General features: G+C 41.8%; 15 protein-coding genes and 1 tRNA gene. 9 read left to right on the forward strand and 7 right to left on the reverse strand.

The features are described from left to right. Positions 1-23: 23 nt before the first annotated feature. The 7 genes from GTQ43_RS14795 (at position 24) to purB (ending at position 8568) form a co-directional block, all read left to right on the forward strand. Complete coding sequence (locus GTQ43_RS14795) at positions 24-938, forward strand: TauD/TfdA dioxygenase family protein (protein WP_265273350.1); 915 nt, start codon at positions 24-26, stop codon at positions 936-938. A 353-nt stretch (positions 939-1291) separates the two neighbouring features. Then, positions 1292-1885 carry a glutathione S-transferase family protein gene (locus tag GTQ43_RS14800; protein WP_265273351.1) on the forward strand — a complete coding sequence of 198 codons (594 nt, stop codon included), beginning with the start codon at positions 1292-1294 and terminating at the stop codon, positions 1883-1885. Between the two features lie 68 nt (positions 1886-1953). After that, a complete protein-coding gene (locus GTQ43_RS14805) occupies positions 1954-3333 on the forward strand; it encodes an LLM class flavin-dependent oxidoreductase (RefSeq protein ID WP_265273352.1) in 1380 nt (459 codons plus the stop codon). A 502-nt stretch (positions 3334-3835) separates the two neighbouring features. After that, complete coding sequence (locus GTQ43_RS14810; protein ID WP_265273353.1) at positions 3836-5365, forward strand: YifB family Mg chelatase-like AAA ATPase; 1530 nt, start codon at positions 3836-3838, stop codon at positions 5363-5365. 122 nt (positions 5366-5487) lie between these two features. Then, positions 5488-6504, forward strand: coding sequence for a YihY/virulence factor BrkB family protein (locus GTQ43_RS14815; RefSeq protein ID WP_265273354.1), 1017 nt, complete (start codon positions 5488-5490; stop codon positions 6502-6504). A 170-nt stretch (positions 6505-6674) separates the two neighbouring features. Further along, a complete protein-coding gene (locus GTQ43_RS14820) occupies positions 6675-7232 on the forward strand; it encodes a DUF421 domain-containing protein (protein ID WP_265273355.1) in 558 nt (185 codons plus the stop codon). A gap of 40 nt (positions 7233-7272) precedes the next feature. Further along, positions 7273-8568, forward strand: coding sequence for an adenylosuccinate lyase (gene purB, locus GTQ43_RS14825; RefSeq protein ID WP_265273356.1), 1296 nt, complete (start codon positions 7273-7275; stop codon positions 8566-8568). A gap of 378 nt (positions 8569-8946) precedes the next feature. On the opposite strand, the gene GTQ43_RS14830 is transcribed toward purB, so the two are convergent. The 3 genes from GTQ43_RS14830 to GTQ43_RS14840 form a co-directional block, all read right to left on the reverse strand. Beyond that, on the reverse strand, positions 8947-11088 hold the full coding sequence (locus GTQ43_RS14830; protein WP_265273357.1) for a hybrid sensor histidine kinase/response regulator: 2142 nt from the start codon (positions 11086-11088) through the stop codon (positions 8947-8949). A 519-nt stretch (positions 11089-11607) separates the two neighbouring features. Then, a complete protein-coding gene (locus tag GTQ43_RS14835; RefSeq protein WP_265273358.1) occupies positions 11608-12081 on the reverse strand; it encodes a tetratricopeptide repeat protein in 474 nt (157 codons plus the stop codon). Positions 12082-12084: 3 nt separating this feature from the next. Next, positions 12085-13053 (reverse strand): homogentisate phytyltransferase, encoded by a 969-nt coding sequence (locus tag GTQ43_RS14840; RefSeq protein ID WP_265273359.1) that lies wholly within the window; start codon positions 13051-13053, stop codon positions 12085-12087. Positions 13054-13468: 415 nt separating this feature from the next. On the opposite strand from GTQ43_RS14840, the gene GTQ43_RS14845 reads away from it, so the two are divergent. Further along, positions 13469-14089, forward strand: a complete 621-nt coding sequence (locus GTQ43_RS14845; RefSeq protein WP_265273360.1) for a hypothetical protein — start codon at positions 13469-13471, stop codon at positions 14087-14089. Between the two features lie 30 nt (positions 14090-14119). Here GTQ43_RS14845 and cobA read toward each other — a convergent pair whose 3' ends face one another. The 4 genes from cobA to GTQ43_RS14865 all read right to left on the reverse strand — a co-directional run bounded on the left by cobA (position 14120) and on the right by GTQ43_RS14865 (position 17311). Further along, positions 14120-14899 carry a uroporphyrinogen-III C-methyltransferase gene (gene cobA, locus GTQ43_RS14850; protein ID WP_265273361.1) on the reverse strand — a complete coding sequence of 260 codons (780 nt, stop codon included), beginning with the start codon at positions 14897-14899 and terminating at the stop codon, positions 14120-14122. Further along, the gene (locus GTQ43_RS14855) at positions 14900-15649 is read right to left on the reverse strand and encodes a sirohydrochlorin chelatase (protein WP_265273362.1); all 750 of its coding nucleotides are present in this window, start codon (positions 15647-15649) and stop codon (positions 14900-14902) included. A gap of 191 nt (positions 15650-15840) precedes the next feature. Further along, on the reverse strand, positions 15841-16536 hold the full coding sequence (locus GTQ43_RS14860) for a pentapeptide repeat-containing protein (protein ID WP_265273363.1): 696 nt from the start codon (positions 16534-16536) through the stop codon (positions 15841-15843). A 391-nt stretch (positions 16537-16927) separates the two neighbouring features. Continuing rightward, entirely contained in the window at positions 16928-17311 is a 384-nt protein-coding gene (locus GTQ43_RS14865; RefSeq protein WP_265273364.1) for a DUF4359 domain-containing protein, read from the reverse strand. A 124-nt stretch (positions 17312-17435) separates the two neighbouring features. Here GTQ43_RS14865 and GTQ43_RS14870 point away from each other — a divergent pair. Continuing rightward, positions 17436-17508: transfer RNA gene (locus GTQ43_RS14870), tRNA-His, on the forward strand. Positions 17509-17940 lie beyond the last annotated feature (432 nt).

The following is a 17940-nucleotide window of genomic DNA, read 5'->3' on the forward strand; positions in this document are numbered from 1 at the left end:
ATAAATTTCTTGGAGATAAAAACATGGGTTCTCAATACTTTGATATCAAACCAGTTGCAGGACGTATCGGTGCTGAAATCATCGGTGTTAATCTGAGTTCTAACCTCAGCGATGACATCATCAGTGATATTCGCAAGACTCTAGTCAAATACAAAGTGATCTTTTTCCGTGGTCAGCAACAGCTTGATGCTGATGGACAAGTCGCCTTCGCTCGTCGTTTTGGTGAAGTCACTACAGCCCATCCCACAGTACCATCGCTTCCAGAAAACCCAGAAGTTTTAGACCTGAATTATGGGCGCACCACTTCCCGCGCTAATAACTGGCATACCGATGTGACATTTGTAGACCGTCCTCCCCTCGGTTCTATCTTACGAGCGCTTGATATTCCCCCAACCGGTGGCGATACAGTCTGGGCAAACTCTGTGACTGCATACGAAGATTTACCTACTCATCTACGTAATCTTGCAGATCAACTTTGGGCAGTACATAGCAACGCCTACGACTATGCAACTGGATTTGACCTACCTGAAGATGTCAAAGCTCATCGGGCTGTCTTCACCTCGACTGTATACGAGACTCTGCACCCAGTTGTACGCATACATCCCGAATCTGGGGAGCGCGGGCTATTCATCGGCGGATTTGTACGCCAGTTCCGTGGCTTATCAACAACTGAATCAGATGATATTCTCCGACTGTTGCAAGCATATATTACACGTCCTGAGAACACAGTCCGTTGGCGTTGGCAGGTTGGTGACGTAGCCTTTTGGGACAACCGGGCGACTCAACATTATGCGATCGCAGATTACGGCGATCAGCCCCGCCACGTTCAACGAGTCACAATTGTCGGCGATCTGCCAGTTGGCATTGATGGTAAACAAAGTGAGGTCATCAAGGGAGATGCTTCTCAGTACAACCGACGTGAGGCGGTGACTGCGTAATAGGGACTCGCGTAAAAAGTAGTAGTCTGTCCCAAAAGTTTTGAGAGGTTAGTAGTGTTCAGATCCCCGACTTCTTGAAGAAGTCGGGGATCTGAATACCACAAAATTAATGCAATAGACCAGTAGTACTTTGTCAAGCTAGTTTTGAGGATTTGTAGTAAGGACTTTAGTGCTTAGAAAATAAGGGCTAAAGTCCTTACTATGAACTTGCTTACCCATCAATTTAAGCTTGACAGACTAATAAATATCACTGAAAGATATTTTAGGTATTTCCTAATTTATTTACCAGATTTTTTCAAATGTTAAAACGATAGACATTTGAATCCAGTACCTAATGACGATCGCGCTTTTTTATGAAACTTTTCTATACACCTAACTCACCCTATGCACGCATTGCACGGGTAGCAATAATAGAACTGAATCTGTACAATCGCATCGAAATACAAAAAGTCATTGCACGAGATCCCAACAGCGAGCTACTTAATTACAACCCTACAGGTAAAGTTCCAACTCTAACGACTGACGACGGATTTATTTTGAGTGAAACACGTATAATTTGCGTCTATTTGAATCACTTCAATCCTGAGATCAAACTAGTTTCTGACATTTCTAATGGCTTTTTACAGCAACTTGAAGGTATGAGTGGTGGGTTCATAGATGGTATTGCTGTGTGGGTACGGGAGTTAAGGCGTTCCCACAATGAGCAATCACCTGGGGTAATCGAGTTTGAGCGTGAGCGGGCATTGAGAATTTTGGACTACTTCGAGAAGATATCAGATAAACTCGACCAAACTCCTAAACTTGCTCATATAACCCTCGCCTCTGCACTTGGATTAGAAATCCGTCTTCCTGATTTGCAATGGCGGCAGAAATATCCAAAACTTGCTAATTGGTACGATGAATTCTCTAAACTACCCTCCATCCAAGCAACAAGACCAGAGTCTTAATAACTAACATTTTCTTGTTCCAAACAAGAGAACGAAAAAATCATAAGTACGCCCTCACAAATACAAACATGAGTACAAAAAAACAACTTAAACTCGGAGCATTTTTACCCGGTAGTGGTCATCACGTTGCAGCATGGCGACATCCCAACACCCCGGCTGATGGAGGTCTAAACTTCCAACATTACAAGCAGCTGGCACAAACAGCTGAACGAGGTAAATTTGATATGCTTTTCCTCGCAGATGGTTTAGCCGTCTGGGATCGAGGGCAAGGGACTGAGGCTTTTAGCCGTTCGGGACAATTCAGTGTCCACTTTGAACCTTTAACTTTATTGTCGGCTCTGTCTGCGGTTACAGAAAATATCGGATTGGTGGCGACATCATCAACGACTTATGATGAACCTTTTCATCTCGCCCGCAAGTTTGCATCACTAGATTATCTCAGCGGTGGTCGTGCTGGATGGAATCTTGTCACCTCTGCTGCTGAAGCCGCAGCGCAGAATTTCAGCCAAGAAAACCACCTAGAACACTCGCTACGCTATGAACGGGCGAGGGAATTTGTGGATGTTGTTACCAAACTTTGGGACAGTTGGGAGGACGATGCTTTCCTCCACAATAAGGAGTCAGGTATTTACTTCGATGCAGAAAAGCTGCATATTCCCCATCACAAGGGTAAATATTTCTCGGTACGCGGCCCGCTGAATGTGGCGCGTCCACCACAGGGGTATCCAGTAATCGTACAAGCTGGATCTTCCGAGGCTGGACAGGATTTAGCTGCCCAAACAGCAGAGGCGATTTTCACTGCACAACAGACATTGGCAGAAGCTCAAGCTTTCTACGCCAGCGTCAAGGGGAGATTGACGAAATACGGACGTTCCCCCGATCATCTCAAAATTATGCCAGGGGTATTCCCGGTAATTGGTAAGACTGAGCAGGAAGCTAAGGATAAATATGAGCAACTTCAGGAGTTGATTCATCCCCTGGTAGGATTAGGGTTGCTATCTGGGCTAGTGGGTGGCCATGATTTATCTCAATATCCCCTAGATGGGCCGCTGCCGGATCTGCCAGATACTAACGGTGGCAAAAGCCGCTTGCAGTTGATTACCGATCTTGCCCGCAGAGAGAATTTAACAATCCGGCAACTGTATTTGTGGATTGCAGGAGCGCGGGGACATCGAACGATTCTCGGAACACCAGAATATATTGCGGATCAGTTAGAAGATTGGTTTGTTAATGGTGGGGCTGATGGATTCAACATCATGCCGCCCTGGTTGCCTGGGGGTTTAGATGAATTCGTAGACTTGGTAATTCCCAAACTGCAACGCCGGGGAATATTTCGTACTGAGTATGAAGGCCCTACCTTGCGCGAAAATCTCGGTTTACCCCGTCCAGTGAACCAGTTCGCCAAAAATACTGCTCCTGAACTTGTGAGCGCTGGTTCCTTTGCATAGTTTTGATTAGACATCTCCGAAAAAGAATGTAGAGACGTAGCAGTGCTACGTCTCTACAAGGATTGTGGATAGCGTATATTTAATTTCTGGAGATGTCTATTGAACAACTGATACAGCACTTCCGGCAGATATGAGGTACATCCTCAAAGCTGAAAGCTATGATAGGAGAGGGGCAAGAGGAAAACTGTATTGCAGAATAGCCGGAAGCACTGTATCATGTCCGCCAAATTACTTACGATATGTCATTGCGATCGCAATGAAGTGGAGTGAAGCATAAGTCCTTCGGACACGCTTCGCGAACGCAGAGTCCTGGTGATTGCTTCACTCCGTACCCTTCTTCTTCGGAGACGCTATTCGCGTTCGGGAAAGCCAAGGGCAACGCAATGACAAGTAGTAGCAATGACGTAACTATTTTGATAAAAAAATCGTCTCTGTGGTTTCACTAATGCCAATATAGCGAATTATCTGCTAGAGATTTGAAAGGTTTACTGTTATAGAATAAATGCTTGCCAGAGTCTGGAGTGCATCAATTGTAGGCATCGATGCCGTCAAAGTAGGCGTAGAAGTCGATGTCTCAGGGGGATTACCGGGAATTGTTGTCTTGGGACTGCCAGATTCAGCGATTCAAGAATCAAGAGAAAGAGTCAAAGCAACTTTGAAAAATGCAGGTTTCGCTTTTCCCATGCGGAAAATTGTAATCAATTTGACTCCGGCAGATTTACGCAAAGAAGGCCCCTGTTTCGATTTGCCTATAAGTGTGGGAATTTTGGCGGCTTCTGAGCAAGTTAGCGCTGATTTGTTAGGGGATTATCTATTCTTAGGTGAAGTGTCTCTAGATGGCAGCTTGCGTCCGGTGGCTGGTGTTTTACCGATCGCAGCCGCAGCCCAAAAAATGGGTATTGCAGGTCTAGTTCTCCCTGCTGATAATGCCCAAGAAGCGGCTGTGGTTAAAGACTTGGCTGTTTACGGCTGCAAACATCTGTCTGATGTAGTGGATCTTTTAAATAATCCAGAGCGTTACAAACCTGTGGAGATGGATACTATAGTAGAGACAGCAACACTGTTTGACTCTAGTGCAGATTTGCATGAGGTGAAAGGACAAAATCATGCGCGTCGGGCTTTAGAAATTGCTGCTGCTGGTGGGCACAATTTAATCTTTGTCGGGCCGCCTGGTAGTGGAAAAACTATGTTAGCACGGCGCTTACCAGGAATTTTACCACCTCTGAGTTTTGCTGAATCTTTAGAAGTGACTCGCATTCATTCAGTAGCTGGTTTATTGAAAAATCGCGGTTCTTTGGTACGCGATCGCCCTTTTCGCAGTCCCCATCACTCGGCATCTGGGCCTTCTCTAGTTGGTGGCGGGAGTTTTCCTCGTCCTGGGGAAATTTCATTATCTCACAGAGGTGTGCTTTTTTTGGATGAACTCACGGAATTTAAGCGTGATGTGCTGGAATTTCTGCGTCAGCCTTTAGAAGATGGCTACGTTACAATTTCCCGTACCAAACTATCAGTAACGTTTCCCGCGCAGTTTACTTTAGTAGCGAGTACTAATCCCTGTCCTTGCGGATACTATGGCGATACCATCCAACAATGTACTTGTTCTCCTCGTCAACGCGATCAATATTGGGCAAAACTTTCTGGCCCGTTGATGGATCGGATTGATTTACAAGTTGCAGTGAATCGCTTGAAACCAGAAGAAATTACCCAACAACCTACCGGAGAAACATCAACATCAGTCCGGGAACGAGTTCAACAAGCAAGCGATCGCGCCATTACCCGCTTCCAGGGAGAAGTAAATCTGCGTTGCAATGCCCACATGCAGAGTCGCCATCTCCAGAAATGGTGCAAGTTAGATGATGCTAGCCGCAATTTATTAGAAGCAGCAATTAGAAAATTAGGCTTATCGGCAAGAGCAAGCGATCGCATTCTCAAAGTAGCACGAACGATTGCAGATTTAGCGGGAGACGAAAAGCTCAAAACCAATCATGTAGCGGAAGCAATTCAGTATCGGACAATTGACAGAATGCAGTAAAACTATTAAATTCCTCCTCAAGGACGCTTTACAAACTCCCTTGGGAGGATGTCGTCACTTATAGAATAAGTATGAAATATAACAGGAAGTAAGCGATATCCTCTTAGAAGGAGACTGGTTGGATGAATTTGCAGGCGATTTGGAAGTTATTCCAAGAGACATTCAAAGAATGGAGTGAGGATAAAGCGTCACGGTTAGCGGCAGCGTTAGCTTATTACACGATTTTTTCGATTGCACCGCTGTTAATTATTGTAATTGCGATCGCCGGGGCAGTATTTGGAGAAGAGGCGGCAAGGGGTCAAATAGTCGGACAAATTCAAGGTTTAGTCGGGCCAGATGGGGCAGAATTTATCCAAACAGCTATTCAGAATGCTAACAAACCACACACAGGAGCGATCGCTTCCATTATTAGTGTTGTAGTTTTGCTATTGGGTGCTACTGGTTTATTTACCGAGTTGCAAGATTCCCTGAACACGATTTGGGAAGTCAAACCCAAACCCGGACGTGGTGTAACTAACATCATTCGTCTACGCGTTTTGTCCTTTGCAATGGTCATAGGTATTGGTTTTTTACTGTTAGTTTCTCTGGTAATTAGTACGGCTTTAGCAGCATTAGTAACATTCTTTAGCAACTTGCTACCAGGTGTAGATTACCTCTGGCAGATTGTCAATTTCATCATTTCTTTTGCCATCACTACATTTCTGTTTGGACTCATTTTTAAAGTCCTGCCGGATGTCAAAATTGGTTGGAGTGATGTTTTAATTGGAGCTATGCTCACCTCGTTTTTGTTCTCGATTGGGAGATTTCTATTAGGACAATATTTAGGTAATGGTAGTTTTGGTTCAGCTTATGGTGCTGCTGGTTCACTGGTGGTAATTTTAGCTTGGGTTAACTATGCCGCACAGATTCTTTTTTTCGGTGCAGAATTTACCCAAGTTTATGCGAGAAGGTATGGAAGCGGCATAACCCCAACTAAACACGCCATCCCTTTATCTGATAACACAGAATATAATGATAAGACTCCAACGAGACAATCATCCACTAAGAAAAAGCTATCTTCTAACTTAATTAATCGCTTATTCCACTCTTTCAAAAAGCCCAAACGCTTAAAAAATAGAAGAAGAAATCAGCGATTTTAACTAAATAATTCGGTAGAAATAAACCTAACTATAGCAATCCGATTTGATTTACGAAATTATTTGCGTAGGTAGGGAGTAGGGAGTAGGGAAGAAGCTTTTTTGAGTTGAACTGAGTTTTTTCGCCAAATCAAATATGATTTCTATATATAATTGAAGAAGGAATAAAATCAGTGCTAACGGAAAAATGGTTTTTTATAGATTGGGAGGCAATCTTTGTTCCTAGTATCAGCGTCTTTGAGTTGATTATCCGTGGGTCGCTGGTATATTTAGCACTGTTCTCAGTGTTACGTTTCCTTCCTAGCCGCCAACTAGGAACACTAGGAATTACTGATTTACTCGTAGTTGTGCTATTTGCTGAAGCTGCCCAAAATGCTATGGCAAGTAATTATACCTCGATTACTGAAGGCGGTATCTTAGTAGGAACTGTGATTTTTTGGAGTTATTTGTTGAACTGGTTAGGCTACAAAATACCCCAGTTCCAACGTTTTCTAAATCAGCCACCGCTACTACTGGTAAAAAATGGTCGGATGATTCAGCGTCATTTGCAACGAGAGTTAATTACAGACGATGAGTTGATGAGCAAGTTACGTCAGCAAGGTGTGGAATTTTTAGCCGATGTGAAGTTTGCATATATGGAGGCTGACGGTAGAATTAGCATCATCACCTTTGACTCAAAAATTAATTCCGTCCCTGAGCCAAAAACAGCATTAAAAATTGATCTACATTAATTAGACTGTAAAATATGACGGTTGTATTCTGTGCCGAATTGTGATTGAGCGCTATACTTTGCCCGAAATGGCTAATCTATGGAGTGAAGCCTATAAATTAAAAACTTGGCTGCAAGTCGAAATTGCTGTTTGTGAAGCTCAAGCTGAACTAGGTTACATTCCATCTGAGGCGGTTGAGGAAATTAAGGCTAAGGCAGATTTTGACCCCAAACGGGTGTTAGAAATTGAGGCTGTAGTCCGCCACGATGTCATTGCTTTCTTGACAAATGTTAACGAATATGTTGGTGATGCTGGACGCTACATTCACCTGGGTTTAACCAGTTCGGATGTTTTGGATACAGCTTTAGCACTGCAATTGGTTGCCAGCCTGGATCTATTATTGCAACGTTTGGAAGACTTGATTCAGGTAATTCGCGAAAAAGCACGGGAACATCGTCATACAGTCATGGCTGGCCGATCGCACGGTATTCATGCCGAACCAATTACTTTTGGTTTTAAGCTAGCTGGTTGGTTAGCAGAAGTGTTACGACACCAAGAACGTTTGAGAATACTCCACCAAACCATTGCTGTAGGTAAAATTTCCGGTGCAGTGGGAACTTATGCCAATGTTGAACCCCGTATAGAAGCGATCGCTTGCCAAAAACTCGGACTCCAACCCGATACAGCCTCAACACAGGTTATTTCCCGCGATCGCCACGCCGACTACGTGCAACAATTAGCTTTAGTAGCCGCATCCATCGAACGTTTTGCTGTAGAAATTCGCAATCTGCAAAAAACAGACGTTCTGGAAGTTGAAGAATTTTTCGCCAAAGGTCAGAAAGGCTCTTCAGCCATGCCACACAAGCGCAACCCCATCCGTTCGGAACGCCTAACGGGAATGGCGCGACTGGTCAGAAGTCATGCCGGTGCAGCCTTAGAAAACGTTGCTCTTTGGCATGAGAGGGATATTTCCCACAGTTCTGTAGAACGGGTGATTTTGCCAGACGCTTGTACTTTGACGCATTTTATGCTATCAGAAATAACCGACTTGGTAAAAAACCTGTTGGTCTATCCTGAAAACATGGCACGAAATCTCAACTGTTACGGCGGCGTTGTGTTCAGCCAAAAAGTGCTACTTGCCTTAATAGACAAGGGAAGCAACCGAGAAGAAGCTTATGCGATCGTCCAAGAAAGCGCTCACGTCGCTTGGAACAAACCAGGAGGTAATTTCCAGGACTTAATTAGCAAAGATCCTCGTGTTACCGAAAAGTTGTCCCCAGCAGAACTAGAAGTCTGTTTCGACCCCCAGCAGCATCTCCAGCATTTAGAAGAAGTTTACCAACGACTGGGAATTTAGGATTAATTGGCTTGTGCTGTAGGGGCAATTCATGAATTGCCCCTACGACGGATCTGATCTTTCCTGTCAATGCGTAAGTCCTAGAATAGTAATAAGTAGTAATGCAAAATTAAATATATATTTGTCATTGCGAATGGAGCAAAGCGGAATGAAGCAATCCCAAGGTCTTGGGATTGCTTCTCTACATTTCATTCCGTACCCTACGGGAAGGCTCCGCCTACGGAATGACATAAATATTTTTGCATACGCACTTATTTTTACCCCAATACGGTTCAGTTAAGGCTAAAATCCTTTTTTTAACGAACCGCAAAGGACGCAAAGGAAGAGAAGGAAGAGAAGCTTAACTGAACTGTATTGATTTTTACCCACTGCCTCCTGCTATACTTTGATTTTGACAAGTTGAGCAATAGCCGCAATTAATTCTTCTGGGTTAAGAGGCTTAGGTAAATGCATCTGAAACCCAGCTTTTAGTGCTTTTTGCCGATCTTCATTTCTAGCAAAGGCAGTCAAGGCAATTGCCGGGATTTGTCCACCTTGTTCTGGGATCAAAGTTCTCACTTGATGTATTAACATATAGCCATCCATCTCAGGCATACCAATATCGCTAACCAATACATCTAGCTTTACCTGTGCCAGCCTTTCTAATGCTTCTAATGCGGAAGATACCGCGATGACAAAAGCCCCGTCTTGTTCTAATACAAAAGCAACGAAATCTCGTGAATCAGCATCATCATCCACAACTAAAATCCGAACACCACTAAGGGGTAAGGAATTAGGAGTTAAGAATGTAGAGTCGTTTTTCTCATCAGCTAGGCTTAGGCTTTCATCTGGCAGAAGCGGCAAACTAACAGTAAATATTGCCCCTTTACCCTCACCTTCGCTCTTTGCTTTGACGATGCCGCCATGTATTTCGATGATATTACGCACAATTGCTAACCCCAGTCCTAATCCACCAAAATTTCTTGTAGAGGTGCTATCTGCTTGGCGGAAATAATCAAATACATAAGGTAAAAAATCAGGGCTAATGCCCTTACCTGTATCGCTAACTATGATTTGAGCATAACCATCGGCTTGCTCTAATCGCACTTCTATCTTTCCTCCCTTGGGTGTAAATTTGACGGCGTTAGAAACAAGATTCCAGACAACTTGCTGTAAACGAGTCGAGTCGCCCATCACTTGTCCCACATTCGGTTCAAATACTGTACTCACCTCAATCAACTTTGTTTCTGCCGCTAAACGCATTGTCTCTAGTGCCGACAATATCGTAGATTGTAAGTTAATCTTTGTAATATTTAGTGTCAGCTTGCCCTGTAAAATTCTGGAGATATCTAATAAGTCTTCAATGAGTTGAACTTGTAAAGTGGCATTCCGCTCGATCGTGGCTAGTGCTTCTGATATTTTTACTTGGTCTAATCTGCGAGTTTGCAACAATTTTGACCAGCCTAGAATTGCGTTTAATGGAGTGCGTAATTCGTGAGAGAGGACGGCTAGAAATTCATCTTTAATTCGATTGGCTGTTTCTGCTTTCGCTCGTGCTATTTGTTCTAATTCCAGCAGATGTGCCCGTTCTTCAAGTATTTGTTTTTGTTCGTGAATATCAGTACATGTTCCAAACCACTTGACTACAACACCTTGCTCATCTTTAAGTGGTAAACCTCGCGCTAGCTGCCAACGATAGGAACCATCAGCAGCCCGTTTGAAGCGATATTCATTGTTATATGTAGTGCTATTTTTTACGGCATTAGACCATACTTCATCAGCATTTTGGATATCATCTGGATGCAATGCAGCTAACCAACCAGAACCCAAAGACTGCTCTAATGTTAGCCCAGTATATTCGCACCAATTTTGATTAAAAAAATCACATTCGCCGTTAGCATCAGTTGTCCATACAAGTTGAGGAATTGCCTCAGCTAGATAACGGTAGCGTTCTTCACTTTGTCGGAGAACTTCTAAAATTCGTTGGCGTTCAAGGATTTCTTTTTGTAGTTGTTCGTTGGTTTTAGTAATTTCATTGGTGCGAACGGCAACCATTTCTTCTAGATGATTTTGGTATTTCCGCAGTTCCTTTTCTACCCGTAAGCGTTCGGCTATTTGTGTTTGAAGTTCTTGATTTGCTTGTTCTATTTGAGCCGGACTAGGAAGTGCTAATGCTTGTGGAACTAGAGACACAAGTTGTACTGCTGTAATTACAGATATCATGGCAGTTAATGCTTTGACAAACCCCGATATCCAATAAGTGGGATGCCAAAGTGTCCAAATTTCTATTAGATGAGTGGTGCCACAAGCTACAATAAATGCAATAAACAGCAGAAATATCCAATCAAATGGCAAATCCTGCCGCTTGCGAACAAAGTAAAATAGTGTAGCTGGGATCGAATAATAAGCTAGTGCAATGAACGCATCAGATAATATATGCAACCAAACTAAATTCGTTTGCCATAGGTAGCAGTGCCCATGTGGAATAAATGATCCTGATGTAAAAAAATTAGTCCACAATTCTGATATAATTTCTGACATAAATACTTGATTATTTTGAATCTATAAAATTTACTATTAAGTACCTTTTTTAAATTAGCCTAACTTGTTCGCAGATGGTAAATTTACTATTATCCTATTTGAAGATAGGAATAAGAGAATGAGGTAATGAACCGCTATCGCGCAGCGTCTCGTAAGAGTTGGACGCTAAGGGCACAAAGGTAAGAGAGTTGTAGAGGGTTTTTGCAGCAGTAATATGAATTTTTGGAAAATTGGGATGCTGCCTAGATTTTAGTAGGACTTACGCGAAACTATCGGCTGTAGGGGCAATTCATGAATTGTCCGTACCGAGGAATTGGGTTTAGGCTATTGTTTGCCTACGTCTTGTGTAATTCTAAGGGCTATGAAGGGAGTAGTCAAACTGACGAAAATTGCGGACATAATTACAGCAAACACTGATAATTCCAAAATAAAACCATTCTCACCATAATTAATGATGGGAATGGTAAAAAAATTAGGAGACGCAACAGGAAAATTCAATTTCTGCAATTCTTACTCAACCTAAGATTGACTTGACTTAATACTCATTTTATCTAATAGGTGAGTGATTTTTTTAGCTTTTTCCGGTTGGCGTTGTTTTTGCAATAAATCTTTAGCTTGTAGCAGGTTAGTTTTAGCTTCTTCTTCTCGCTCTTGCTGCATGAGAATATTTGCCAGACGCAAGTAAGCATCGGGATTTTTTGGGCTGCGGCGAATCACTTCTCGGAATAATTCCGTTGCTTGCTCTACTTGCCCTTGCTGGTTTAAAACATCTCCCAAAAACAAGCGTACTACATCATTAGTAGAGTTGAGGGAAATCACTTTGCGAAACGCTGCTTCTGCACCTTGGTAATCTTTGGCTTGAGCAAGATTGATTCCTTTTTGAAACAAGTCTGAGGTAATCAAAGTTTTCCAAGCAAAATAACCCAGGATTGACAAACTCAAAATAACTACAAGAGCAGCGATAATAGAACTGGTAGGAAAGGTTTCTAGCATTGTCTAAGCCAAGAGGCAAGCGATAGGAAAAATCAAATATTCGATAAAAAATAGTTTCCAGATAAATTGGTAGAATTGAGCGATCGCACTTTTATCTTGTAAGTCTACCGTCAAACTCCGCAACCACATCCAAACCAGCAGCGCTAAATGAGCAATTACCAGAAAGATGGGGTTAACTGAGGCGATGTGTAGCACTCCTACCAGAATTATCCCTAAATAACAGACAGTTATCACCCAAAGAGCTAGATTAAACACAGCTTGGGGGCCCAGTTTGATCGTGAAAGTAGTAATATTGTAGAGGCGATCGCCTTCTATATCGGGGATATCTTTAAAAATTGCGATCGCAAAGGTAAACACCAAGATAAATAACGTCAGCACCCACACCACAGGCGGAATTATTTGGCTTTGTTTCAACGCCCAACTGTAATGCAAATATAATCCCAAATTCACAATCGTACCGCGTACCGAAAAAATACACAGCGCCGCCCAAAAGGGAAACTGTTTTAAGCGAATTGGCGGTAAAGAATAAGCAGTACCAATAGCCAAACTAATCGCCACCATGCCAAATAAGAATGGCCCCGTTAGCCACGCCACTACTAGCGCCAAAATCCCTGTAGAAGCGACAATTAATTGCCCCGTCTGTTGAGAAAACTCACCTGATGCTAACGGCAAATGAGGTTTATTAATTTTGTCAATATCAACATCTTCTAATTGATTCAGTCCTACAATGTAAACATTGCCACATAGACAAGCAATCCATGCGCCTAATAAGGGCAGTAGGGAGTGGGGAGTAGGGAAGAAAGAATCAGTAGTATTACTAATGGCAATAGCGATCAAATATAAACTCAACACACTCAGACTTGTGCCAATAATCGTATGAGGGCGAGAGAATTTCCAGAAAGCGTATAACCAATGAAAATATGATTGAACAGGTTTGCGTGGCAAAGGGGTGTTTTGAGAACTCTGGCTCATGAGTACCTTAGATTCAGATTCTGGCTGATTGTTAACCCTGACTTTTCACAAAACTTGGAAAACCTCACTTCTATTCCTCTTTCCTGCTCTTGAGAGGCTTTGAACTTTCCCAAATCTTATCAGGATTGGGAAGTTAGGTTTGGCGTTAACTTTTCCGTATTGCATAAATTGTCAGATTGTTAACCATTGTCACAGAATTTGGTCATTAGCAAGAGCTTTCGTAGGGGAGGTAACAGTGGCGTAGCTCGCCATAACCCTACTCACAAGCTATCTATGGGAGCAAATCTATCTTATGGAAGACTCTCAATCTCAAAAAAATCTGACAAATAACTATGAAAATACCCCTTCTAGACTCTGCACTCTTTACTCTCAATAAGGGTACAATCTATCACAAAAGCAAAGAAATAGTTAAATTATGACAGCTAATTTGACACCCATAGCAACATTTGACTTTCTTCCTGTGCTATCCCAGGCTGCAACTGCATATCGGCGACAAAGAAATACGCGACCTATTGCTGAAATATTAGTTGATGCATTGCTACAAGCAGAAAAATCTGCCAAGCAGCAACACTTAACTTATCCCTTTGAGTCTCTTCTAGGTAAATGGCAACTTTGCTTTGCTACTGGTACTAAGAAAGTTAGAGAACACGGAGGAATTGTTTTAGGCAAGGGTTTATATGTACCCAAATTTATCAGAATCCATGTTTCTTTCAATGCCATCTTAGAAGGGGATTCAGACAAGGGCGAAATTTGTAATCAGGTTGAATTTGGCCCAATGTTGTTGAAGCTAAGGGGGCCAGTGCAATATACAGGGAAGAAAAATTTATTGGCGTTTGACTTTAACCAGATGGTTATCAATCTGTTTGGTCGTGATGTTTACAACAGACCAATCCGTTCTGGTAAAGTTCAAACAGAAGACTTCTACAACCAGTCCATAGCTCAATTACCCTTCTTTTCCTTCTTTTTAGTGACGGAAGATTTCATTGCGGCTCGCGGTCGTGCAGGAGGTTTGGCATTTTGGATTCGAGAAACTTGAAAACACTGAATCTCAGATTTTCGCAAACCATCAAACTGGACGACAAGCAGACAAAATACTGTGCATATTTACCACTTGTCCAATAACTGCGATCGCAGGTGCAGTAAATCCAGTTTGCTCTACCTGCTCTACAATTGTTTCTAAAGTCCCAATCAATTCTTCTTGTTCTGGGCGCGTCCCCCAGCGCACTAAAGCAATAGGGGTTTCTCCATTCAACCCAGCTGTGCTTAACTGTTCCACGATATAAGGCAGGTTGTGAATACCCATATAAATTACAATGGTTTCGGAACCGTGTGCGATCGCATTCCAATTCACTTTCGGTCTATACTTACCTGCTGCCTCGTGACCAGTTACAAATGTCACAGATGAACTATACAGCCGATGAGTCAAAGGAATACCTGCATAAGCCGCAGCCGCAATCCCCGATGTGATACCCGGCACAACTTCCGTTGATATCCCCGCGTTGACTAATTCTTCCATTTCCTCACCGCCGCGACCAAAAATAAATGGATCGCCACCCTTTAACCGCACTACAATTGCACTATCCTGTGCTTTCTCAATCAGCAATTGAGTTGTTTCTGATTGCAACAACGAATGTCTCCCCGCCCGCTTACCAGCGTTAATTTTTTCGGCTTGGGGATTAATCATTGCCAGAATTGCTGGACTTACTAAAGCATCATAGATAACTACATCTGCACATTCCAACAAACCTTTTGCCTTCAGAGTTATAAGCCCTGCATCTCCTGGCCCCGCACCTACTAAATAAACCTTTCCCAAATACTTGTTCTCCTGTTTTGCTGTGCGGTTCATCTATTCTGTTAAATCCCAAATTAGCTGGGCTAATTCTGCACTTGCTCCCAGTGGCTGCGCCAATTGGAAATTTACCGCAGAAAATTGTAATTTTAACTCCTCTATGGAGGCTGCGATCGCATCAGTTATTCCACCAGCAAATAAAAAGTATGGCAAAATTGCAATTTCCCTATAACCAGCAGCTACCAACTCTGTCACCCGTGATTGTAAACTAGGAGGCCCAGCCCAATAAGCAGCCACTGCTGATAAATTCGTTGCCATTGCTTCTACAGTTTCTTGAGAACCTGGGCGACGGCTACCATGAGCTAAGAGAATCCATACTTCTGCTTTTATAGTAGCTATTTGCTTGGCCAGCAATTTCTCTAAATTGGGGTGAGAGCCTAAATGTGGCTGCAACTCAATCATGACATCTTGACCAATAGTCCTTTGTGCTAGCGCTACTTCGGCGGGAATATCTGTCATCACATGCACTCCCGGCAGCAGAAATAGCGGTACAATTTTTAGACAATTGTCCTTTTGAAATAGTTGGCGATTGCCAAAAGCACTCTTGGCAAATTGTTGAATCTGCTCGTGTAAAGGCTGAAGACTCATTTCTAAAGCAGCTATACCAACCAAATGTTCGCTATTTAATGCGTTATGATTCTTTGGCAATTTTTTGCATACTAGCTTTGCTAGTTGCTGCATAGCGACTTCTGGGCGGCGATCGCGGCTTCCGTGGGATACTAGCAGATAGGCAGATGACGTTGGCAAAGCTTGAACTCTCAGTTACTATTTTTATTTTAATAGGACTTACGCAAAAGGACACGCTGTAGGGGCAATTCATGAATTGCCCCTACTACAGAATTATGGTTTTAGATATTGTTTGCGTAAGTCCTATCTAAGATGAAGCCAGTTATAATTAAGTAGTTTGGTAATTATGTAAACAAACTTACTTTCAACTTTTATGCATTATCCATTGTTTCTTCATCAACAGCTTTAACTATTACATTTGCATACCTTTGAAGAATATAAGCAGCTTGGAATACATCTAAAATTGCACCTTGAAGCTGACTTATCTTAATTTGTAAACCTTCTATATTAGAACCTCGGAAATCTGTGTTTTTAAACTTAGCATCAGTAAGAATAACATTATTCATTTGGCAATTTACAAATTTTACATTAATGAGAGAAGATTCTATAAATGTAGAATCTTCAAGGATACAATTGTCAAAAATAGCATTATCAAATTTACTTGCATTAAATTGTGATAATTGTCCTTGACAGCCTTTAAAAATAACATTTTTTAACCTGGACTTTATTGCTTTAAATCCTAGCAACCTACAGTTAATAAATTCAACTCTATTAAGTGAAGCCTCTTCCCATTCAGTATTAGCGAAATCACTTTTAGTAATTCTAACATCTTGGAGAGTCAGCTTTTTAAAGTAAGTATTTATAGCTTTAACATTATCAAAGTATGCATACTGAAAATCTACTCCTTTAGTTCCTTCAATCTGGCAATTTGATAAATATACATTTTTATAACTTTCTAATTCATATAATTGGCTATCTGGTATCCCCTTATCCATTGTTTCATGTGAAGGTAAATTAGGAAGATCAATAGCTTTATGTTTGCTAGACATATTTTCAATTGCAATCATTTAATCTAAAAAATACGTTAGACTGTTGTAATAGTCAAGTAAAAAATACATTTACTTTTTTTATTAAGAACAGTACAAAATGAGGTTTAGTAGAAATACAACCCTCCTCAAGAAGGTAGAAGGCTCAGTTGGCTCTTATGTTGCAATGAGTGTGTAGGCAACTCTTGGGGACACTCCGCGTAACAGACCTATACTGATTGCTCCCAACCTGTGGCAGAGATTTGGAATCTTGCTACCTATTTGGTCGCAGCAGAAGACACTAGAGCAGTATTCCAACTAAGCCTCCTGACTCCCAGCATAGCTGCGCTTTCTTGCTAAAAAGGAGCCTACAACAAAGAATAAAATTAAAAAAAGTTATCAATATATTTATATTATTCTTCTGCTCCTTACCTTATTGTTCTTCGGCAGTGTAAGTATAAAATTGATCAAAAGCTCCCACTGTTTCAAACTTGTAAGAAGGCATCCAAGCATTTATTTTTAAATCTGTACGGTAAATGCTAAAAATCATGTAGTTTTGTCTTTCTGTAGTCCTGGCAATAATTTCTTGCATTTGTGGGTTAGCTGAGTCAACCAACTTCTCACAATTAAAATGGATTAAATTTTCTAGAATATTCGTAGTTTTTTTACATACATCGGTTTTTAAGTATTTCGTTAACCGTTGCACTGCATATTCTTCATATTCCACCTGACTCGGATTAGTCTTCGCCATTGTCACACCCAAGGCGGCTAGTCCTGCTGCTGCTCCAGTATATGCAATGATGGTTAGGGCTTTCATGTTTGCCAACTAAAATTTGTTGTAATTGTTAGATTTCAGAGACTCCAAATCAACTGAGTCCGTTCCTTGAACACAAACTCTTGATCCTTTGCCAAATTATTGCTATAATTCAAATTGTTGAATGGCGAGCGTAGCCAAGTGGTTAAGGCAGTGGTTTGTGGTACCACCATTCGTGGGTTCGAGTCCCATCGTTCGCCCTGAATAATTTCATCATAATCCATATATTTCTATGAAAGATGGGTTGTGGTTCTGGGGGTTTATAACTATTACTTTAGCAAGGATCTACCATATCCAAACTAATGGACTTGGAAGGTTGGCAAACCTGCTATAATTCATCAGATTATCTTATAAAGAGTTTGATGTATATAAGCAAATCTACTTGCTCAAATTTTCCCTAACACACCAATAGTCTGTCAAGCTAGTTTTGAAGGTTTCAGGACTTACGCAAAAAAGTTCTGAAGTAGCGGTAATTCATGAATTACCGCTACGACAAATCAGGTTTTTGAGACAATTTTTCGTAAGTACTAGGTTTGTAGTAAGCACTTTAGTGCTTAGAAAATAAGGACTGAAGTCCTGACCCAACGGGAAAGTTAGTCGGTCTTTGGGGAAACCCCCAAGACTGCGCTAAC

The sequence above is a fragment of the Nostoc sp. KVJ3 genome, from assembly GCF_026127265.1.
GTDB lineage: Bacteria > Cyanobacteriota > Cyanobacteriia > Cyanobacteriales > Nostocaceae > Nostoc.